Below are 18,084 nucleotides of genomic sequence, written 5' to 3' on the forward strand. Positions count from 1 at the left end.
ACGGTGCAGCCCGCGCGCTCGGCACCGTAGTGCGCACCCAGGCCGCCCGTGAACAGGCCGTAGCCGTAGGCCACATGCACCATGTCGCCAGGCCGCCCGCCCGCCGCGCGGATGGAGCGCGCCACCAGGTTCGCCCAGTTGTCGATGTCATTCAGCGTGTAGCCCACGACCGTGGGCTTGCCCGTGGTGCCCGAGGAGGCATGCACGCGCGCCACCTTCTGGCGCGGCACGGCGAACATGCCGAACGGGTAGTTCTCGCGCAGGTCCTTCTTGGTGGTGAAGGGAAAGCGGGCCAGGTCGGACAGCGTGCGCAGGTCGGACGGATGCACGCCCCTCTCGTCAAAGGCGCGGCGGTAGTGCGGCACATGGTCGTAGGCATGCTGCAGCGACCAGCGCAGGCGCAGCAGCTGCAGCGAGGCGATCTCGTCGCGGCTGGCGGTTTCGATGGGATCGAGTTCGCCGGGGGCGGGGCGCTGGACAGGCATGGCTGGGCCCTTTCAGACGTGCTGGTTCAGGCCGGGCACGGTGGGCCGGCCCTTGAAGCTGTGCGAGCGGCCACGGAACAGCGCGATCACTTCCTGGCGCTGGTTGGTGACCTGCACGTCATAGACGCCGGTGCGGCCTGCACGCGAGACTTCGCGTGCCTGCGCGGTGAGCACGTCGCCGGGCCGCCCGGGCGCGACGAAGTCCACGCTCAGGCCCGAGGCCACCGTCATCTCGTTGCGCGCATTGCAGGCATAGGCAAAGGCCGTGTCGGCCAGCGCCGTGATGAAGCCGCCGTGGCAGATGTCGAAGCCATTGAGCATGTCGTCGCGCACGGCCATCTCCATGCGCGCCGCGCCGGGGGCGATGTCCGTGATGCGCAGGCCCAGGCCTTGCGCGGCGCGGTCGCGCGCCAGCATGCCGTCGCGCACCTGCTCGGCCAGTCGCTGGGCGGCCTCGCCCGGGGTGTGGTTGTCTTGCATGGCGGGCTCCTCAGCGGTCCGAGAACACGGCAGCCCGCTTGCCCAGGAAGGCGGCCACGCCCTCCTGGTAGTCGTGGGCTGCGCCCAGCTGGCCCTGCTGGCGCGCCTCGCGCGTGAGCGCATGTTCGTAGTCCAGCAGCTGGGCCGAGTCCATGGCCTCCCGCGTGCGCGCCAGGGCCCGCACCGGCATGGCGGCCAGGCGCTGCGCCAGGGCCTGGGCCTCGCTGCGCAAATCGGCATCTTCCACGCAGCGCCAGATCAGGCCGATGCGTTCGGCCTCGGCCGCAGGCAGCTTGTCGCCCAGCAGCGCAAGGCCCAGGGCGCGCGCACGGCCCACCAGGCGCGGCAGCAGCCAGGTGCCGCCGCAGTCGGGCACCAGGCCGATCTTGGCAAAGGCCTGGATGAAGCTGGCCGAGCGTGCGGCCAGCACCAAGTCGCAGGCCAGCGCGATATTGGCGCCCGCACCGGCAGCCACGCCATTGACGGCGGCCACCACGGGCACGGGCATGGACTTGAGACGCAGGCACAGCGGCTGGTAGCGGCGCTCGATCAGGTCGCCCAGGTTCTGGTCGGGCGCGGCCTCGGGGTCGGAGAGATCCTGGCCCGCGCAAAAGCCGCGCCCCGCGCCCGTGAGCACCACGCAGCGCACCGAGGCATCGCCGGCAGCCTGTTCCAGGGCCGAAAGCAGCTGCTCGTGCAGCTGCGCGTTGAAGCTGTTGAGCGCGTCGGGGCGATTGAGCACCAGGGTGCGGACGGCGTCGTGCTGCTCAACCAGAACCAGCGATGGGGGCATGGAAGTCTCCGTGGCCTGTCTGCCGTCTTTATGCGGCAGATCAAACATAATTTACCGAATGGTCGGTAAATGTTAGTCGCCAGACCCTTTCCACCACAAGCGCCCAGGCACCGAGGAAACCCTAGGCCCCATGAAAAAAGGCCCTCACGGGCCGATTTGTCGAAGGTTCAGGGCTTGAAGCCCGAGCGCTGCACCACCGGCGTCCACTGCGCGCGGTAGGCCTTGAGCATCTCGGCCGTCTGCGCGCTGCTGCTGGAGACCGGGGTCAGCCGGCTGGCCTCGAATTTCTGGCGCGTGTCGGGCTCCTTCATGATCTCCTGCACCATGCGCGACAGGCGCTCGGCAATGTCGGGCGCCATGCTCTGGGGCGCGAACAAGGTGTTCCAGCCCATGCCCGACAGGTTCAGGCCCGATTCCTTGAGCGTGGGGATGTCCGGCGCCATGGTGCTGCGGCGCTCGCCCGACACGGCCAGCACGCGGATCTTGCCGGCCTCGTGCTGGGGCAGCAGCACGTCGAAGGTGTCGATGGCCAGCGGCACCTGGCCGCCCACCAGGTCGGTCAGCAGCGGGGCCGAGCCCTTGTAGCCCACGGTTTCGGTCCGGACCTTGGCGGCCTCGCCCAGCATCAGCGAGAAGAAGTGCGGCAGGCTGCCCGTGGCCGGCACGCCCACGTTGGCCTGCTGCGGATTGGCACGCAGCCAGGCCAGCAGGTGCGACAGCTGCCTGACGGGCACGGCACTGGCCACGGCCACGCCGAATTCATAGCGGTTGACCTCGCTGACCGGGCGGAAGTCCTTGTCGGGGTCGTAGCCCGAGTCGGGGAACACCAGGGGCGCCACCAGCATCACGGCCGGGTTGGCCAGCAGCAGCGCGGGCTGGGAGGCCGGCGCGTTCTTCACATACTGGGCCGACAGGCGGCCGCCCGCGCCGGGCTTGTTCTCCACCACCACGGGCGAGCCCACGCGCGCCTGCAGCTTGTCGGCCACGATGCGCGCCACGCGGTCGGTGGCGCCACCGGGCGGGTAGCCGACGACGATGCGCAGCGGCGCCTTGCCCGGAAACAGCGGCTCGGCCGCCGTGGCACTTCCAGCCAGCCCGCTGGCAGCCCAAACGGCCGAGGCCGGTGCCAGGGCCAGGATCTGGGTCAGGGTTCTTCGCTGCATCGCAAACTCTCTCCTTGCATGGACGGATTCCCGTGCGGAACGCACGCCGCACAATGTAGCGGCCTCAAAAAGCCCGTTGCCGCCGATATTGACCAGGGTTAACCCGGGGCAAGACGCCCTGCGCCGCTCGGGCATCGCGGCAACCTGGCGAAGCCGACTCGGCGACAATCGCCCACCATGAGCTTCGCCCCCCTGACCAACGACACCTTCCTGCGCGCCTGCCGGCGCCAGGCCACCGACTACACGCCGCTGTGGCTGATGCGCCAGGCGGGCCGCTATCTCCCCGAATACAAGGCCACGCGCGCCCGGGCCGGCAGCTTCATGGGCCTGGCCACCAACGTGGACTACGCCACCGAGGTCACGCTGCAGCCACTGGAGCGCTTCCCGCTGGACGCGGCCATCCTGTTCTCCGACATCCTGACCGTGCCCGACGCCATGGGCCTGGGCCTGTCCTTTGCCGAAGGCGAAGGCCCGCGCTTTGCCAAGGTGGTGCGCGACGAGGCCGCCGTGGCCGAGCTGGCCGTGCCCGACATGGACAAGCTGCGCTATGTGTTCGACGCCGTGACCAGCATCCGCCGCGCGCTCGATGGCCGCGTGCCGCTGATCGGCTTCTCGGGCAGTCCCTGGACCCTGGCCTGCTACATGGTCGAGGGCAAGGGCAGCGACGACTACCGCCTGGTCAAGAGCCTGATGTATGCGCGCCCCGACCTGATGCACCGCATCCTGGCCATCAACGCCGACAGCGTGGCCGCCTACCTCAACGCCCAGATCGATGCAGGCGCCCAAGCCGTGATGGTGTTCGACAGCTGGGGCGGCGTGCTGGCCGATGGCGCCTTCCAGGAATTCAGCCTGGCCTATACGAAGCGCGTGCTGGCCGGACTCAAGCGCACGGGCGTCGATGGGCAGGACGTGCCGCGCATCGTCTTCACCAAGGGCGGCGGCATCTGGCTGCCCGACATGAAGGACCTGGACTGCGAGGTGCTGGGCCTGGACTGGACGGCCAACCTGGCCCGCGCCCGCGCCATCGTCGGCGGCGAGGTGGGCGGACCCGGCAAGGCGCTGCAGGGCAACATCGACCCCAATGTGCTGTTCGCGCCGCCCGAGCGCGTGGCCGAGCAGGCGCGCGCCGTGCTCGACAGCTTCGGCGCCCCGCACACCGACAGGACCACCACGGGCCCCACGCACATCTTCAACCTGGGCCACGGCATCAGCCAGTTCACGCCGCCCGAGCATGTGGCTGCCCTGGTCGAGGCCGTCCACGGCCATTCGCGCGCCATGCGCCAGCGCTGAGCGCCCGCCCTGCTCCTCATCACCCGCAGGGCCGGATGCCAGCGCAGCGCCGGCCCCCTGCCGTGACAGCCACCGGCCCGGCTGGGCCGCGCTGTCCACAGTCCGCGCGCCCGGCCGGCGCTTGCTGCACAAGATGGCCACAGACCATCTTATGCACAGAAAAATCTGAGCGAGGTCTTAGGACTCACAGTTGTCACCCGCGCCTGCACGCGGGCGACATATCGATATAAGCCGTTGTTTTTGAAGATTTTTTTTGATAGCACCGTTTTCAGAATGCACCACTCGGAAAGGTCAGACAAATGGGGGGATGGCCATAGATCCGAATAATCCCCACAAAGTTATCCACAGAAATTGACGATATACCCAGAAACCCGTAGCCACCGCCCGGGATGTCTGGTGTAGAACGCCGCTTCCCACGCCTCGGACGCTGCCCAAGGCTTATGCTTGGCGGCTTTGTTGCCGCTGCTCGTGCCGTGCGGCGCCAGCGTTTTCAGGCCCCGCTTTCTTCCCATGCCCCTTCCCGCCCATACCGTCCATGTCGCCGTCCAGACGCCGGCGCACAGCGCCGTGGGTGATCTGCTGAGCTACACCTGCGAGCAGCCGCTGGAGCCGGGCACCCTGGTGCGCGTGCCGCTGGGACGCCGGGAACTGCTGGGCGTGGTCTGGGACGCGCCGGCCCAGCCGCCCGCCATGCCCGAAGGCGTGGAGCTGCGCGCCATCTGCGCCGTGCTGGAGGGCATCGCGCCGCTGCCGGCGGCCTGGCGGCGGCTGGTGGCCTTCGCCGCCTACTACTACCAGCGCAGCGTGGGCGAGATCGCCGTGACGGCCCTGCCGCCGCAGCTGCGCGACATGACGGCCGAGCAACTGGCGCGCCGGCTCAGGCCGACCAAGGCCGCGGCGAAGAGAGCGGCCAAGGCTGCAAAGGCGGAACAGGCGCAACAGGCGCCTGGCACTGCGCCTGCATCAGCGCTCGCACCGGCCCCGGCCGCCGCAGACATTCCCCCCATCGTCCTCAGCGCCGAGCAGGCCGACGTCTTCACGCAGATCGCCGCCCACCCCGGCCCCTTCCTGCTCTACGGCAGCACGGGCAGCGGCAAGACCGAGGTCTACCTGAGGACCACCCAGGCCGCGCTGGATGCCGACCCCGGCGCCCAGGTGCTGGTGATGGTGCCCGAGATCAACCTCACGCCCCAGCTGGAGCAGCGCTTCCTGGCGCGCTTTGCGCCGCAGTACGGAGCGGCCTGCGTGGTCAGCATGCACAGCGGCATGACCAACCCGCAGCGGCTCAAGAGCTGGCTGGCGGCACACACGGGCACGGCGCGCATCGTGCTGGGCACGCGCATGTCGGTGTTCGCCAGCCTGCCGGGGCTGTCGCTGATCGTGGTGGACGAGGAGCACGACGCCAGCTACAAGCAGCAGGAAGGCGCGCGCTACTCGGCGCGCGACCTGGCCATCTGGCGCGGGCGCGATACCGGCGCCAAGGTCATCCTGGGCAGCGCCACGCCCTCGCTGGAGAGCTGGCACGCCAGCCGCCCGCCCAATGCCGACGAGCCGCAGGGCGGCCGCTACCTGCGCCTGCACATGCCCAGCCGCATCGGCGCGGCCGCCCTGCCGCGCGTGCGCCTGGTGGACATGGGCCAGCAGCCGCGCAAGGCCGTGTTCTCGCCGCCGCTGATCGATGCCATCACCGAGCGTGTGCAGCGCGGCGAGCAAAGCCTGGTGCTGCTCAACCGCCGCGGCTTCGCGCCCGTGCTGTTCTGCGCCGACTGCGGCTGGAAAAGCGACTGCCCGCACTGCAGTGCCCACCAGGTCTTCCACAAGGCCGACCGCACGCTGCGCTGCCACCACTGCGGCTACACCCAGCGCGTGCCCATGGCCTGCCCCGGCTGCGGCAATCCCGACATCCTGCCGCTGGGCAAGGGCACGGAGCAGCTGGAGGAAGAACTGGCCCGCCTGCTGCGCAACGTGCAGCGCCCCGACCGCGAGCCCGCCCGCGTGGCGCGCATAGACGCCGACACCACGCGCGCCAAGGGCGCGCTGGAGGAGCAGCTGGCCCAGGTGCATGCCGGCGACATCGACGTGCTGGTCGGCACCCAGATGGTGGCCAAGGGCCATGACTTCCGGCGCATCACCCTGGTGGCCGCCGTGCAGCCCGACAGCGCGCTGTTTTCCAGCGACTACCGCGCGCCCGAACGCCTGTTCAGCCTGCTGATGCAGGCGGCCGGCCGCGCAGGGCGCGACGCGCACTACGTGGCCGCCCAGGGCAGCCATCCGGAGATGTGGATACAGACGCACGACCCGTCCCATCCCGTCTACACCGCGCTGCGCTCGCACGACTACCCTGCCTTTGCGGCGCGCCAGCTGCGCGAGCGGCGCAATGCGGGCATGCCGCCGTTTGCCTTCCAGGCCATCGTGCGGGCCGATGCGCGCAGCCAGGAGGCCGCCCAGGCCTTTCTGGCCGCCGCCGCCCAAGCCGCGCGCCAGGCCGGCCTGCCCCATGTGGACGATGTGTTTCTCTACCCGCCCATTCCCATGTCCGTCCAGCGCGTGGCCAATGTGGAGCGGGCGCAGATGCTGATCGAGTCGGCCCAGCGGCCCGCCCTGCTGCGCTTTCTCTGGGCCTGGCAGGCGCATCTGCACTGGATCAGGGCACAGCCCGAGCACCGCGCCCTGGTGCGCTGGCTGGTGGACGTGGACCCGCTGGCCATCTGAACGTGGCACAGCCTCTGGAACGGCCCCAAAAAACCTCAAGCCTTTCAGGCCTTTGGCGCAATCCCACAAAGCATTCACCGCTACTTTTTCGGAAGCGCTTTTAGCGCATCCGCCGCACGGCTCCCATCGGGATTTGCGCTGATGCAGGCGGGGCATGTTTATTGCATCGTGCCGCATTCAGCCCACAAGGCTGGATCATTCAATGCCTTTCCAGGAGCGATACATGCCGTTCACCCCCTTCCGTATGACCTTGATGGCCGTCGCGCTTGCGCTGGCAGGCTGCGCGTCCCAGCCCGGCGCCAGCCAGGCCCCCGCAGCCGCAGCGCCCGCCACGGCGACCGCCCCTGCACCCGCTCCCGCCGCACAGGCCGGCAAGCCCAACGTGGTCGTCCTGGCCACGGGCGGCACCATTGCCGGCGCGGGCGCCAGCGCCGTCAACAGCGCCACCTACACGGCCGCCAAGGTCCCCGTGGACAAGCTGCTGGCCGGCCTGCCCGAGCTGAGCAACATCGCCAACGTCTCTGGCGAGCAGGTCTTCCAGATCGCCTCCGAAAGCTTCACCAACAAGGAACTGCTGACGCTGGCACGCCGCGTCAACGAGCTGGCCAAGCAGCCCGGCGTGGACGGCATCGTCGTCACCCACGGCACGGACACGCTGGAGGAGACCGGCTACTTCCTGAACCTGGTGGTGCCCACCGACAAGCCCATCGTCATGGTCGGCTCCATGCGCCCCGGCACGGCCATCTCGGCCGACGGCGCGCTGAACCTGCTGGGCGCCGTGGCCACGGCCGCCTCCAAGGACTCGGCGGGCAAGGGCGTGCTGGTCAGCATGAACGACAACATCGACTCCGCGCGCGATGTGGCCAAGCTCACCAACATCAAGACCAATGCCTTCTCCAGCCAGTGGGGCCCGCTGGGCATGGTGGTCGAGGGCAAGACCTACTGGTTCCGCGCCCCCGTCAAGCGCCACACCAGGGGCAGCGAGTTCAACATCGAGCAGATCACCGACCTGCCCGCCGTGGACATCGTCTACGGCTACGGCAACGTGCCCGCCACGGCCATCGACGCGCTGGGCAAGGCCGGCGTCAAGGCCATCGTGCACGCCGGCACGGGCAACGGCTCGGTGGCCGACCGCATCGTGCCCAAGCTCAATGAACTGCGCCAAAAGGGCGTGATCGTGGTGCGCAGCTCGCGCGTGCCGGCCGGCTTCGTGCTGCGCAACGCCGAGCAGCCCGACGACAAGTACGACTGGGTCGTCGCCCATGACCTGAACCCGCAGAAGGCCCGCCTGCTGGCCGCCGTGGCCCTGACCAAGACGCAGGACACGAAGCAGCTGCAGCGCATCTTCTGGGAGTATTGATAGGCACCCCCTGAGGCGCTGGCGCGCCTTCCCCCTCTCTACCCGCTTCGCGGGGGAGGGGGACGACACCCTCGGTGCGGGGCGGCCCTTCCTCGGTGTCTCTCGCCTTGGGGTGCGTCGGTTTTTTGCGTTGCGCCCTGAAAGCCCGGTCATTTTTGGCCGGGCTTTTTCTATTGCCGCTTGCTAGTTCGATGTGAACAGCGGGGTGAGGGGGCCTTGGGCGATGTGGCAGTGCGCCTGTTCGAGGGCCTGAGCGAAGGCGTCGGAGCGCAGGTAGGCGTATTCGACGGCGCGCTGGGCGCCTATGGCGTCGCCCTGGACGGGGGCGGTGGCGGGGTGGCACATCATGAGACTGCCAGGCTGCAGCTGGGCCAGCCATTGGGCCATGTGGCGGCCATAGCCTTCGGGCGTGGGCTCGTCGAAGGCGTAGACGCCGCCGAAGCCGTGGTTGAGCGGCACGCCCTGGCGGCGCAGGCGGCGGGTGGTGGTCCAGCCGCCCAGCAGGGCGATGATGGCGGCCTTGGGGTCGCGCCAGAGCTGGCCGGCGGGAGCGGTGGAGCGGACCCAGGGCAGGTCGTCGGCGTTGTCACCATAGCGCTGGCGCAGTTCCTGCACCAGCGCGGCGCGCACGCCGGGCAGCTGGTGCACGTGCTGGTGGCCGTCGATGAAGTCGGGGGCCATGCCCAGCGCGTCCTCGAAGGCGTCGAGCTGGCGGCGCCAGGCGTCGCGCATGGCGGCGCCGCCGAGTGCGCCGGCATAGGCGCGCGCGATCACGGCACCGATGCCGGCGGCGGGCTGCAGGCCGTGGCCTTCGGTCAGGTTGAAGTGCAGGCCCAGCGACAGGCGCGGGCGCAGCGCGGGCAGGCGCCTGGCCGCCTGCCTCCAGTGCGGCGAGGTGGTCATGCAGCTGGTGGCCGACAGCCGGCCCTGCAGCGTGAGCTGCTCCACGGCGTCGTCGACCAGGGGGTGCAGCGCATAGTCGTCGGCGCACAGGACGACGGTTCTGGCCGGGGACTTCTCCCCGTTTATGGCAGGCATGGTGTTCATGGGGATTCCTTGCGTCCGGGGGCCGCAAAGGCCCAGAACTTGGCCAGGACGAAGGTGCCCACCGCCACCAGCACCAGCACCAGGGCCAGGCTCCAGAAATAGTGCCAGTGCAGCCAGTGCAGGGCCGCCCAGTACAGCAGCTCGTTGGCCACGAAGGAGACGCAGGCCACGGCGAAGTATTTGGCCACCACGGCCCGGCCACGCGCCTGGTTCTGCACGAAGGTGAACAGCGCATGGCCGTTGTAGCTGACCACGAAGGCCACGAGAAAGGCCAGCACATTCGCATGCAGCGGCGCCATGCCCGCCAGCTGCACCAGCAGGGCGACCACGGCCAGGTGCGTGGCGGCCGCGCAGCCGCCCACCAGCACGAACTGCAGCGCCTGCGGCAGGCGGCGCAGCTGCGCGATCACATCGTGCATGGCTACTCCCGCGGCGCCAGCGGGCTGCGGTCCTCGTCGCGCGCCAGCAGATAGGTGGGGCGGCGCTTGACCTCGTCATAGATCCGGCCGATGTACTCGCCCAGGATGCCGATGGACATCAGCTGCACGCCCGAGAACAGCATGATGCTGGCCGCCAGCGTGGGCCAGCCGTCCAGCGGGTTGCCGAAGATCAGCGTCTCCATGGTGATCCACAGCCCGTAGAGCAGGGCCGCCAGCGAGATCATCCCGCCCACGATGCTCCACACGCGCAGCGGCAAGGTGGTGAACGAGGTCAGCCCCAGCAGGGCCAGCGAGCCCAGGCGCCGGAAATTGAAGCTGGACGCCCCGGCCGTGCGGTCGGCCGGCACGAACGGCAGTGCCGCCGCCTTGAAGCCCACCCAGGCGTACAGGCCCTTCATGAACCGGTGGCTCTCGGGCAAGGCCTTGAGCGCGTCGGCCACGCAGCGGTCCAGCCAGCGGAAGTCGCCGGCATTGGGCGGGATCTTCACCAGGTTGCCTGCATTCATGAGCCGGTAGAACAGGTTGGTGCCCACCCGCTTGGCGCCGCTTTCGGCGCCCCGGTCGGCGATCACGCCATAGACCATGTCGTAGCCGGACTGCCACAGCTCGCACATCTGGGGCAGCATCTGCAGCGGATGCTGGAAGTCGGCGTCGATCAGCACCACGGCATTGCCGCGCGCATGGTCTATGCCGGCCGACAGGGCCGCCTCCTTGCCGAAGTTGCGAGACAGCGCCAGGTAACGCACGGGCAGCTCCTGCGCCATGCGCAGCGCGATCTCGTGCGTGGCGTCGCGGCTGCCATCGTTGACGACGATCAGCTCGTAGTCGGGCGTCAGCGTGCGCACGGTCGCGTCCAGGGCGCGCAGGAACGCCTCCAGGTTGCCCTCTTCATTGTGGGCTGGCACCACGCAGCTCAGCCGCAGCGGGGGGCGCGGCAGCATCCCCTTGGGAGCGGCCGGAGCAATGTCAGCATGCAATTCGGTCATAGGCCAGCATTGTCAGCGGGCTGGCTGCCCGCGCGCGGCAACACATCAAAAACCGCATACGCATAAGGTGTGGGCACAGGAAAACGCCAGCCCGAGCGTTGCAGCGTGAGCACACGCGGCTCCTGCGGCAGGCCCAGCTTCGCCAGCCAGGCCTGCGCCTGCTGCTCGCAATCGCGCGATTTCGCGGTCGGCCCGGGCTCGCCGGCCAGGGGGCCGCGCGGACACAGCAGCAGGCCGGGCTGGCGGCGCCAGTCCGGCAGCGCCAGCACACGCGCATACTCGCTGTCGGGCAGTCCGGGGATGGTGCGCAGATGCGGCTGTGCATAGAAGGAGAGCATGGCGTTTTCCGCCCAGTCGCCGCCCACCCACTGCAGCGGCTGCTCCGGGTGGCGCTGGTTCCAGGACAGCACGATGGCCTGGGCCGCATCGGCCGCGGGCCGGTAGTAGTCGGAGCTGCTCTTTCGCGCATTGCCCCAACCCGCGGCCACGCCAATCACCAGCACCACGGCCAGGCTCGGCCACCAGGCGCGGCGCAGCGCGGCCAGGGCGGCCTGTGTCGCGGCAGGCGCCTCGGCGTCCAGGTTGCGCAGCCACAGCAGCACGAAGGCATAGCCGATGGGAATGGCCCAGGGCGTGGACAGCTCCACCACGCCGGTGGCGCCAAAGCCCAGCGTCGCCAGCCAGGGCATGAGGGCCAGCCAGAACAAGGTGTCGCCCCGCCCCTGCCAGGCCCAGCTGCGGCGCAGAAAGCGCGCACTCCAGCGCAGCCAGCCACCGCCTTGCTGGCGGGCCTGCATGAAGCCATACACCAGGCACACGGCCAGCCAGGCCGGCAGCCAGTAGAAGATGGGCGCCAGCGCAAAGCGCAGCACATAGCCCCACACCACCTGCCCGCCGCCCTGGTCCATGGCATAGCCCAGCGTCACCCACTGGTGGTGGGCAATCCAGGCCACATGCGGCGCCAGCGCCAGGCCAAAGGCTGCCAGCGCCACATAAGGCCTGGGAGTGAGCAGCCACTGGCGACCTTCGCGAACCAGGAGGATGGGCAGCAGAAAACCGGCCAGGAACACGCCGCTGTAGTACTTGCTGAGCATGCAGGCGGCCGAGACCACGCCCAGCGCCACGCTGAAGGCCAGGCCCCGCACACCCTTTTCCTGCCAGCTGGCCAGCAGCAGGGCCGCTGCCCAGGGCCACAGGGACAGCAGCTGGCTGTTGGCGTTGAACTTGCCGGCCAGCGTCGTATACGGGAAGCACCACAGCAGCAGCAGCGCCCCCAGCGGCGCCAGGCGCGCCAACCCCAGGCGCCGGCCCAGCACATAGACACCCCACAGACCCACGCCCACATTGGCATAGGACAGCAGGCGGTAGAAGGCGTCGTTCTGCGGAAACACCATGAACCACAGGCCGACCACCCAGGCGAAGAACGGCGGGTGCTTGTGCGTGCCCAGCTGCAGCGGCTGGGACCAGGCATAGTTCTCCAGCATGTCGTGGTAGCCGTCCAGGTTGCCATTGGCCAGCCAGGACACCAGGGCCCAGAGCAGGCAGGCCAGCGTCACCATCCAGAGCAGGCCCGCGCCCGTGGGGGCGCCGGCCGGGGCAGAGGGGGAGGGTTTCATGCAATCCCGTCGAGGTGGTGAAAAAACATGGGCGCGATTGTAGAGAGCGCCAGCCTGCCGACAGGCCTGGACTGACCGGGCCTGCCCAAGCCTGCCGCTCGGACCGGCTCAGGTCATCAACGCCACGGCACCCGAGAAACTCAGGAAGGCCAGCACCGTGGACACCAGGATGATGCGGGCCACCCGCCCGCCATGCGCACCGAAGCGCTCGGTCAGCAGCGAGACATTGCTGGCGCTGGGCAGTGCGGCCAGCAGCACCAGGGCCACGAAGGCCTCCTCACCCAGCGGCAGGCCCAGCGCCATGGCCGCGCGGGCCACGGCCCAGACCAGCAACGGATGGACCAGCAGCTTGGCCAGCGCGATGGGCACGTAGTCGCGCGCGGCCACGCGCTCATGGCTGTTCATCTGCGAGCGCGCCAGCACGGCGCCTATGGTGAACAGCGCCACGGGCGAGGCCGCGCCCGCCAGCATGGCCACGGTGCGGTCGATGGGGCCGGGCAGCGTCCAGCCCGCCGCCGACGCCACTGCGCCCAGCACGATGGACCAGGGCATGGGGTTGGAGGCCATGCCCGCCAGCGCGCGGCGCAATGCCACCGCCACACCGTGCCCGCCCGGCATTCCGAGGCGCGACAGCGCAATGCACAGCGAGGTGGTCACCACCATGTCGATGGCCATGGTGACGATGACCGGGCCCGCCGCACGCTCACCCAGCAGCGCCACCAGCATGGGCACGCCCATGAAGCCGGTATTGGGGAAGGCGGCCACCAGCGCGCCGAAGGCCGCATCGTTCCAGCCCACGCGCCGCAGCGTGAGCGCCACGGTGGCGCCCACCATCAGCAGCGCGCACAGCAGGTAGACCACGGAGACGCCCACATCCAGCAGTTGCGCGATCGGCGTCTGCGCGCCAAAGCGAAACAGCATGCAGGGCAGCGCGAAATACAGCACGAAGGCGTTGAGCCCCGGTATCGCCGCCTGCGGCAGCACGCCACGCCAGGTGGCTGCGAAGCCGCAGGCCACGAGAGCAAAGAAGGGGAAGGTGATCAGCAGGACGGACAGCACGCGGCGATTCTGGCAGCAAGCCAGCGCGTACGCTGCGCGCCCGTGGCGCACCGGTGACGGTGGGCGAAAAAAAACCTGCCGGAATCCGTCTCCGGCAGGTCTGGCGGCAAGAGCGCGGGCGCTCTCAGAGTGCCAGGTCCTTTTCGATCTCCTGCACCTTGCGGCGGGCCAGCGCCAGGTTGGAGCGGCTCTTGTCCAGCACCAGGTAGAAGAACACGCCTTCATGGGCGGCCACGGGCCGGATGACGTGGTACTGGTGGGTCAGGGTGATCAGGATGTCGTCGATGGCATCGTCCAGCTTGAGCATGCGCATGGTCTTGAGCTTGGCGCGCACCACCTCCGTGTTGCCGGCGGCGGCCAGCTCCATGTCGAGGCCGGAGCCCGCGCTGCCCATCAGCATGCCGCTGGTGCTGTCCACCAGGGCTGCGCACAGGGCGCCATCGATGCCCAGCAGGCCGTTCAGAGAATCATGTATCGAAGCCATATGCCACCTCTTTCAAATAGCAAGGGCAGGCGATGCGATGGACTCATCGCGCCCGCTCCTCGGGGGAGAAAACTCTTGAATCGGATACGGGGGTCAGAGACGGGACAGATCGCCGGCCACTTCGCCCGCGGCCCACAGCGCACGTCCCAGCAAGGCGCTTTGATCGACCACCATGCACAGGATGGCCGGGTGGCTGCCGCCCACGGCCTGGAAAAGGACGGTACCCAGTTCGGTCTCGAAGGTCAGGCGGTGGCAGGACTTGTGGCCTATCTCGGCGGCCACGGCCTTTGCCATGGCCATCAGCGAGCCCGCCATGGCAGACAGGCGCTCCGTCGGCAGCTCGCTCTTGACCCGCAGGGCCGTGATCTCGAAACCATCGGGCGTGCACAGCAAGGCGATATGCACGCCCTCGAGAGGCGCCACCACGCGATTGAGTGCAACTTGGCCAGCTTCGATCACGGTGGAGGAAATCTGGGGATGCGTTGGTGTCTTCATGCCTGACTTTGCAAGGAAAGCAAGGAAACGAGCACCCCCAGCGCATCCAGCAACTGCTGCCGGTCACGGGGGTCCGCCTGGATGACAGGCACTATACCGCGACCTCGATCGGCCAAGGCGGTGCTGAACGCCTCCTGCTGTTGTTCGCTGGCGTCACGGCAACTGAGCAGCAGCACCTGGGGTTCGACCTCCAGGGTGGCGATCTCGGACAGGAGCTGCGCGGCATAGTCCGGCGCCGAGGCATCGCCCACATCCACCATCAGCAGCACGCCCACCGAAGCATTGAGCACCCAGCGGCGCACGAAGTCGAAGCGGTCCTGGCCCGGGCTGCCCACCAGTTGCAGCCGCATTCCCTCGCCCAGATCGATCTCGCCGAACTCCGCGCCCACGGTGGTGAACTCCTTGGAATGGGCGGCCCGGTCGAGATTGGGCACATCCGTTGCGGCCATCAGCGCTCCGCACAGGCTGCGCAGCGCCGTGGTCTTGCCGATGCCCATGGGGCCGATCAGGCTCACCCGCACCAGTCCCGCACCGGGCTGGTCGCTCATCCACATGCTCATGCCTGCCCTCCGCGGCGTATCCAGCCGGTCAGCCGCTGCACCCACTGGCGCGACAGGCCTGGCGCCACGGCAGTGGCAGCCCCGTGCGCCTGCGCGCGGTGGCCGCCCAGCGGCATTGGATCGTCCGCACGGGCCGGCCTCAGGCTGCAATCGAGCGTGCCGCGCAGCCGGGGGTGGCGCAGCAGCTCGGCCACGGCGGCAGGCGCCATGCCGCTGTGCTCGCACAGTGTGGCCACATCCATCGGGCCACGGCACAGCATGGCCAGGGCCCGCAGGGATTCGGCACTGTTCCAGGGCGCGGGCAGCGCCACCCAGGCCTTGAGCCGGAATTGATAGCGGCAGCCCTCAGCCTGCTGCCGAAGGTCATCCAGGGCGCGCACCAGGGTCTGCGAGGACGCCACCTGCTGGCGCACCGTCCAGTCCATGAGAAAGACGGCGGCCCGGTCCAGCATGTCGATCAGGTCGGAGAGCGTGAAATCCAGATCCAGATAGGTGGCCAGGCGCTGGGGCGTGCGTTCCAGGTGCTGCCCCTGGGGCACACCGCCCACATAGACCACGCAAGGCAGCCATCCGGCCGCCTCGGGCACGGGCAGGCTGCCGTCCACCACCAGCACCTGGGCGCTGACCAGGGGCACCTGCCGCCAGCCGCGCAACGACTTGCGGGACGCCACGGCAAACAATGTCTCAAAACGCTGCTTGAGCAGCGGCGACCACAGCTCGGCAGCCAGGCCAATCTCATCGGTAGTGCGAGCCAACTTCAACGCCTCCCCGGATAGCAGCGGGAAATGAACAGATCGAGGTCGCCTGGAGCAAATATAGGCGAGCACTGATATTTTCGATAGTTTTCGCTCAACGATCACACCCATCAATGTGAACTTTTCTATCGGTGGCTGTACAGCCACAGACAGCTCCCCGCGGGTCGCGAGATTTGTCGCCGAATTCCAAGGGTGCTTACACCTGCCCGGACGGCCCCGATCCCCGAAGCGGTATGCTCCCGCTTCCCTCACTTTCACGCCTTTCCCCGCGCAACGCACCCATGTCCGCAGGACTCAATCTGGCCCAGCTCCAGGCCGTCCACTACACCGAAGGCCCCTGCCTGGTCCTGGCCGGCGCGGGCTCGGGCAAGACACGCGTGATCACGCACAAGATCGGACGCCTGATCGAGACGGGCATGGCGCCACGGCGCATCGCAGCCATCACCTTCACCAACAAGGCAGCGGCCGAAATGCGCGAGCGCGCAGCCGGCCTCATCGGCCGACAGGCCAAGGATGTGCTGGTCTGCACCTTCCACGCCCTGGGCGTGCGCATGGTGCGCGAGGACGGCCATGTGCTGGGCCTCAAGCCCCAGTTCAGCATCCTGGATGCCGACGACGTGACGGGCATCCTCAAGGACTGCTCGGGCGGCACCACCGACCTGGCCACGGCGCGCCAGTGGCAATGGACCATCAGCAACTGGAAGAACGCCGGCTGGGACAGCCGCAAGGCCCTGGCCATGGCCCAGGACGACAACGAACGCAGCACGGCGCTGATCATGCAGCGCTACGAAGAGCGCCTGACCGCCTACCAGAGCGTGGACTTCGACGACCTGATCGGCATGCCCATGCGCCTGCTCAAGAACCACGCCGAGGTGCGCGAGAAATGGCAGCGCCTGCTGGGCCATGTGCTGGTGGACGAATACCAGGACACCAACGCCACGCAGTACGAGCTGCTCAAGCTGCTGGTGGGCAGCCGGGCCCACTTCACGGCCGTGGGCGACGACGACCAGAGCATCTACGGCTGGCGCGGCGCCACGCTGGACAACCTCAAGAAGCTGCCGGTGGAGTTCCCGCAGCTCAAGGTGATCAAGCTGGAGCAGAACTACCGCTCCACCTCGGCCATCCTGCGTGCGGCCAACAACGTGATCCAGCCCAACCCCAAGCTCTATCCGAAGACGCTGTTCTCGGAGCTGGGCGAAGGCGAGCCCGTGCGCATCGTGGACTGCGACACCGAGGAGCACGAGGCCGAGCGCGCCGTGGCCCGCATCCAGAGCCTGCGCGCGGCCAGCAACCCGCCGCCGGACTGGAAGGATTTCGCCATCCTCTACCGCGCCAACCACCAGGCCAAGCCCTTCGAGAAGGCCTTGCGCAAGGCCAACATTCCCTACAAGGTCTCGGGCGGCACCAGCTTCTTCGACCGCGCCGAGATCAAGGACCTGTGCGCCTGGTTCCGGCTGTGGATCAACAACGACGACGACCCCGCCTTCCTGCGCGCCATCGGCACGCCCAGGCGCGGCATAGGCCACACCACGCTGGGCAAGCTGGGCGAGTTTTCCTCGCAGCACAAGCTCAGCATGTTCGGCGCCCTGTTCGCGCACATGCTGGAAGCGGCCCTGCCCAAGAAGGCGCATGACAGCCTGCTGGAGTTCGGCCGCTACATCAACGACCTCGAATACCGTGCCCGCCACACGCTGGGCGCCGAGCAGTCGCGCGGCTTCATGCTCGACTGGCTCAAGGAGATCGGCTACGAGCAGTACCTCTACGACAGCGAGGACAGCGAATCGGTGGCCGCCGCGCGATGGAGCAACGTGCTGGAGTTCTGCGACTGGATGGCCCAGCGCGCCGGCGGCCAGATCGAGGATGCGGCGGGAACGACCACGCACACCGAGGTCAAGAGCCTGCTGGAGGTGGCGCGCAACATCGCCCTGCTGTCCACCATCAGCGAGCGCGAGAAGGAGCAGGACATGGTCATCCTGTCCACGCTGCACGCCTCCAAGGGCCTGGAGTGGCCGCATGTGATGCTGGTCGGCGTGACCGAGGGCATGCTGCCCTTCAAGCTCGACGACGACGATGGCCGCCAGCAAAAGGTCAGCGACGAGACCGCCCAGCGCCTGCAGGAAGAGCGCCGCCTCATGTACGTGGGCATCACGCGCGCCCGGCGATCGCTGGCCGTGAGCTGGACCAAGCGCCGCAAGAAGGGCCGCGAGATGGTCTCCACCCTGCCCAGCCGCTTCATCAAGGAAATGGGCCTGGACGCCGCCACCTCGCGCGAAGACCCGCGCGAGAAGCTGCGCCAGCTGCGCGCCGAGTTCGCGCTCAAGGCACAGCAGTCCACGCCCGCCGACTCCTGATTCCCCGA

The 18,084-nt window shown here is 68.7% G+C and carries 16 protein-coding genes and 1 pseudogene; 4 read left to right on the top strand and 13 right to left on the bottom strand.

What is annotated here, in order from left to right:
- The 4 genes and pseudogenes from ACF8LI_RS03845 to ACF8LI_RS03860 all read right to left on the bottom strand — a co-directional run.
- A pseudogene (locus tag ACF8LI_RS03845) lies at positions 1 to 485 on the bottom strand (phenylacetate--CoA ligase); the annotation flags it as partial.
- Between the two features lie 12 nt (positions 486 to 497).
- Complete coding sequence (gene paaI / locus ACF8LI_RS03850) at positions 498 to 965, bottom strand: hydroxyphenylacetyl-CoA thioesterase PaaI (protein WP_392412110.1); 468 nt, start codon at positions 963 to 965, stop codon at positions 498 to 500.
- A gap of 10 nt (positions 966 to 975) precedes the next feature.
- Complete coding sequence (locus tag ACF8LI_RS03855; protein WP_013800319.1) at positions 976 to 1,758, bottom strand: enoyl-CoA hydratase-related protein; 783 nt, start codon at positions 1,756 to 1,758, stop codon at positions 976 to 978.
- 167 nt (positions 1,759 to 1,925) lie between these two features.
- Positions 1,926 to 2,921, bottom strand: coding sequence for a tripartite tricarboxylate transporter substrate-binding protein (locus tag ACF8LI_RS03860; RefSeq protein WP_016450384.1), 996 nt, complete (start codon positions 2,919 to 2,921; stop codon positions 1,926 to 1,928).
- Positions 2,922 to 3,098: 177 nt separating this feature from the next.
- Between ACF8LI_RS03860 and hemE the strand changes: the two genes are divergently transcribed.
- The 3 genes from hemE to ACF8LI_RS03875 all read left to right on the top strand — a co-directional run bounded on the left by hemE (position 3,099) and on the right by ACF8LI_RS03875 (position 8,283).
- Complete coding sequence (gene hemE / locus ACF8LI_RS03865; protein WP_016450383.1) at positions 3,099 to 4,211, top strand: uroporphyrinogen decarboxylase; 1,113 nt, start codon at positions 3,099 to 3,101, stop codon at positions 4,209 to 4,211.
- A gap of 510 nt (positions 4,212 to 4,721) precedes the next feature.
- Positions 4,722 to 6,923 carry a primosomal protein N' gene (gene priA, locus ACF8LI_RS03870; protein WP_392412113.1) on the top strand — a complete coding sequence of 734 codons (2,202 nt, stop codon included), beginning with the start codon at positions 4,722 to 4,724 and terminating at the stop codon, positions 6,921 to 6,923.
- A gap of 223 nt (positions 6,924 to 7,146) precedes the next feature.
- Positions 7,147 to 8,283: an asparaginase gene (locus ACF8LI_RS03875; protein WP_016450381.1), complete on the top strand. Its 1,137-nt coding sequence runs from the start codon at positions 7,147 to 7,149 to the stop codon at positions 8,281 to 8,283.
- A 183-nt stretch (positions 8,284 to 8,466) separates the two neighbouring features.
- On the opposite strand, the gene ACF8LI_RS03880 is transcribed toward ACF8LI_RS03875, so the two are convergent.
- The 9 genes from ACF8LI_RS03880 to ACF8LI_RS03920 form a co-directional block, all read right to left on the bottom strand.
- Complete coding sequence (locus ACF8LI_RS03880; protein WP_392412115.1) at positions 8,467 to 9,330, bottom strand: ChbG/HpnK family deacetylase; 864 nt, start codon at positions 9,328 to 9,330, stop codon at positions 8,467 to 8,469.
- A complete protein-coding gene (locus tag ACF8LI_RS03885; RefSeq protein WP_392412117.1) occupies positions 9,327 to 9,749 on the bottom strand; it encodes a GtrA family protein in 423 nt (140 codons plus the stop codon). Before ACF8LI_RS03885 ends, ACF8LI_RS03880 begins: the two co-directional genes overlap by 4 nt.
- A gap of 2 nt (positions 9,750 to 9,751) precedes the next feature.
- The gene (locus tag ACF8LI_RS03890; protein WP_374006595.1) at positions 9,752 to 10,756 is read right to left on the bottom strand and encodes a glycosyltransferase family 2 protein; all 1,005 of its coding nucleotides are present in this window, start codon (positions 10,754 to 10,756) and stop codon (positions 9,752 to 9,754) included.
- Positions 10,753 to 12,372 carry a glycosyltransferase family 39 protein gene (locus ACF8LI_RS03895; protein WP_392412119.1) on the bottom strand — a complete coding sequence of 540 codons (1,620 nt, stop codon included), beginning with the start codon at positions 12,370 to 12,372 and terminating at the stop codon, positions 10,753 to 10,755. Before ACF8LI_RS03895 ends, ACF8LI_RS03890 begins: the two co-directional genes overlap by 4 nt.
- A 108-nt stretch (positions 12,373 to 12,480) precedes the next feature.
- On the bottom strand, positions 12,481 to 13,431 hold the full coding sequence (locus ACF8LI_RS03900; protein WP_016454507.1) for an AEC family transporter: 951 nt from the start codon (positions 13,429 to 13,431) through the stop codon (positions 12,481 to 12,483).
- Between the two features lie 124 nt (positions 13,432 to 13,555).
- Positions 13,556 to 13,915: a hypothetical protein gene (locus tag ACF8LI_RS03905; protein WP_016450375.1), complete on the bottom strand. Its 360-nt coding sequence runs from the start codon at positions 13,913 to 13,915 to the stop codon at positions 13,556 to 13,558.
- 93 nt (positions 13,916 to 14,008) lie between these two features.
- A complete protein-coding gene (locus ACF8LI_RS03910; RefSeq protein ID WP_016450374.1) occupies positions 14,009 to 14,410 on the bottom strand; it encodes a hypothetical protein in 402 nt (133 codons plus the stop codon).
- Positions 14,407 to 14,970 (bottom strand): ATP/GTP-binding protein, encoded by a 564-nt coding sequence (locus tag ACF8LI_RS03915; protein ID WP_016450373.1) that lies wholly within the window; start codon positions 14,968 to 14,970, stop codon positions 14,407 to 14,409. Before ACF8LI_RS03915 ends, ACF8LI_RS03910 begins: the two co-directional genes overlap by 4 nt.
- Positions 14,967 to 15,725 carry a hypothetical protein gene (locus ACF8LI_RS03920; protein WP_160855436.1) on the bottom strand — a complete coding sequence of 253 codons (759 nt, stop codon included), beginning with the start codon at positions 15,723 to 15,725 and terminating at the stop codon, positions 14,967 to 14,969. The genes ACF8LI_RS03915 and ACF8LI_RS03920 overlap by 4 nt, the downstream gene beginning before the upstream one ends.
- 281 nt (positions 15,726 to 16,006) lie before the next feature.
- On the opposite strand from ACF8LI_RS03920, the gene ACF8LI_RS03925 reads away from it, so the two are divergent.
- Entirely contained in the window at positions 16,007 to 18,076 is a 2,070-nt protein-coding gene (locus ACF8LI_RS03925; protein WP_212646623.1) for an ATP-dependent helicase, read from the top strand.
- Positions 18,077 to 18,084 lie beyond the last annotated feature (8 nt).

The sequence above is a fragment of the Delftia sp. WSY_12 genome (assembly GCF_043104645.1).
Classification (GTDB): Bacteria; Pseudomonadota; Gammaproteobacteria; order Burkholderiales; family Burkholderiaceae_C; genus Comamonas; species Comamonas tsuruhatensis.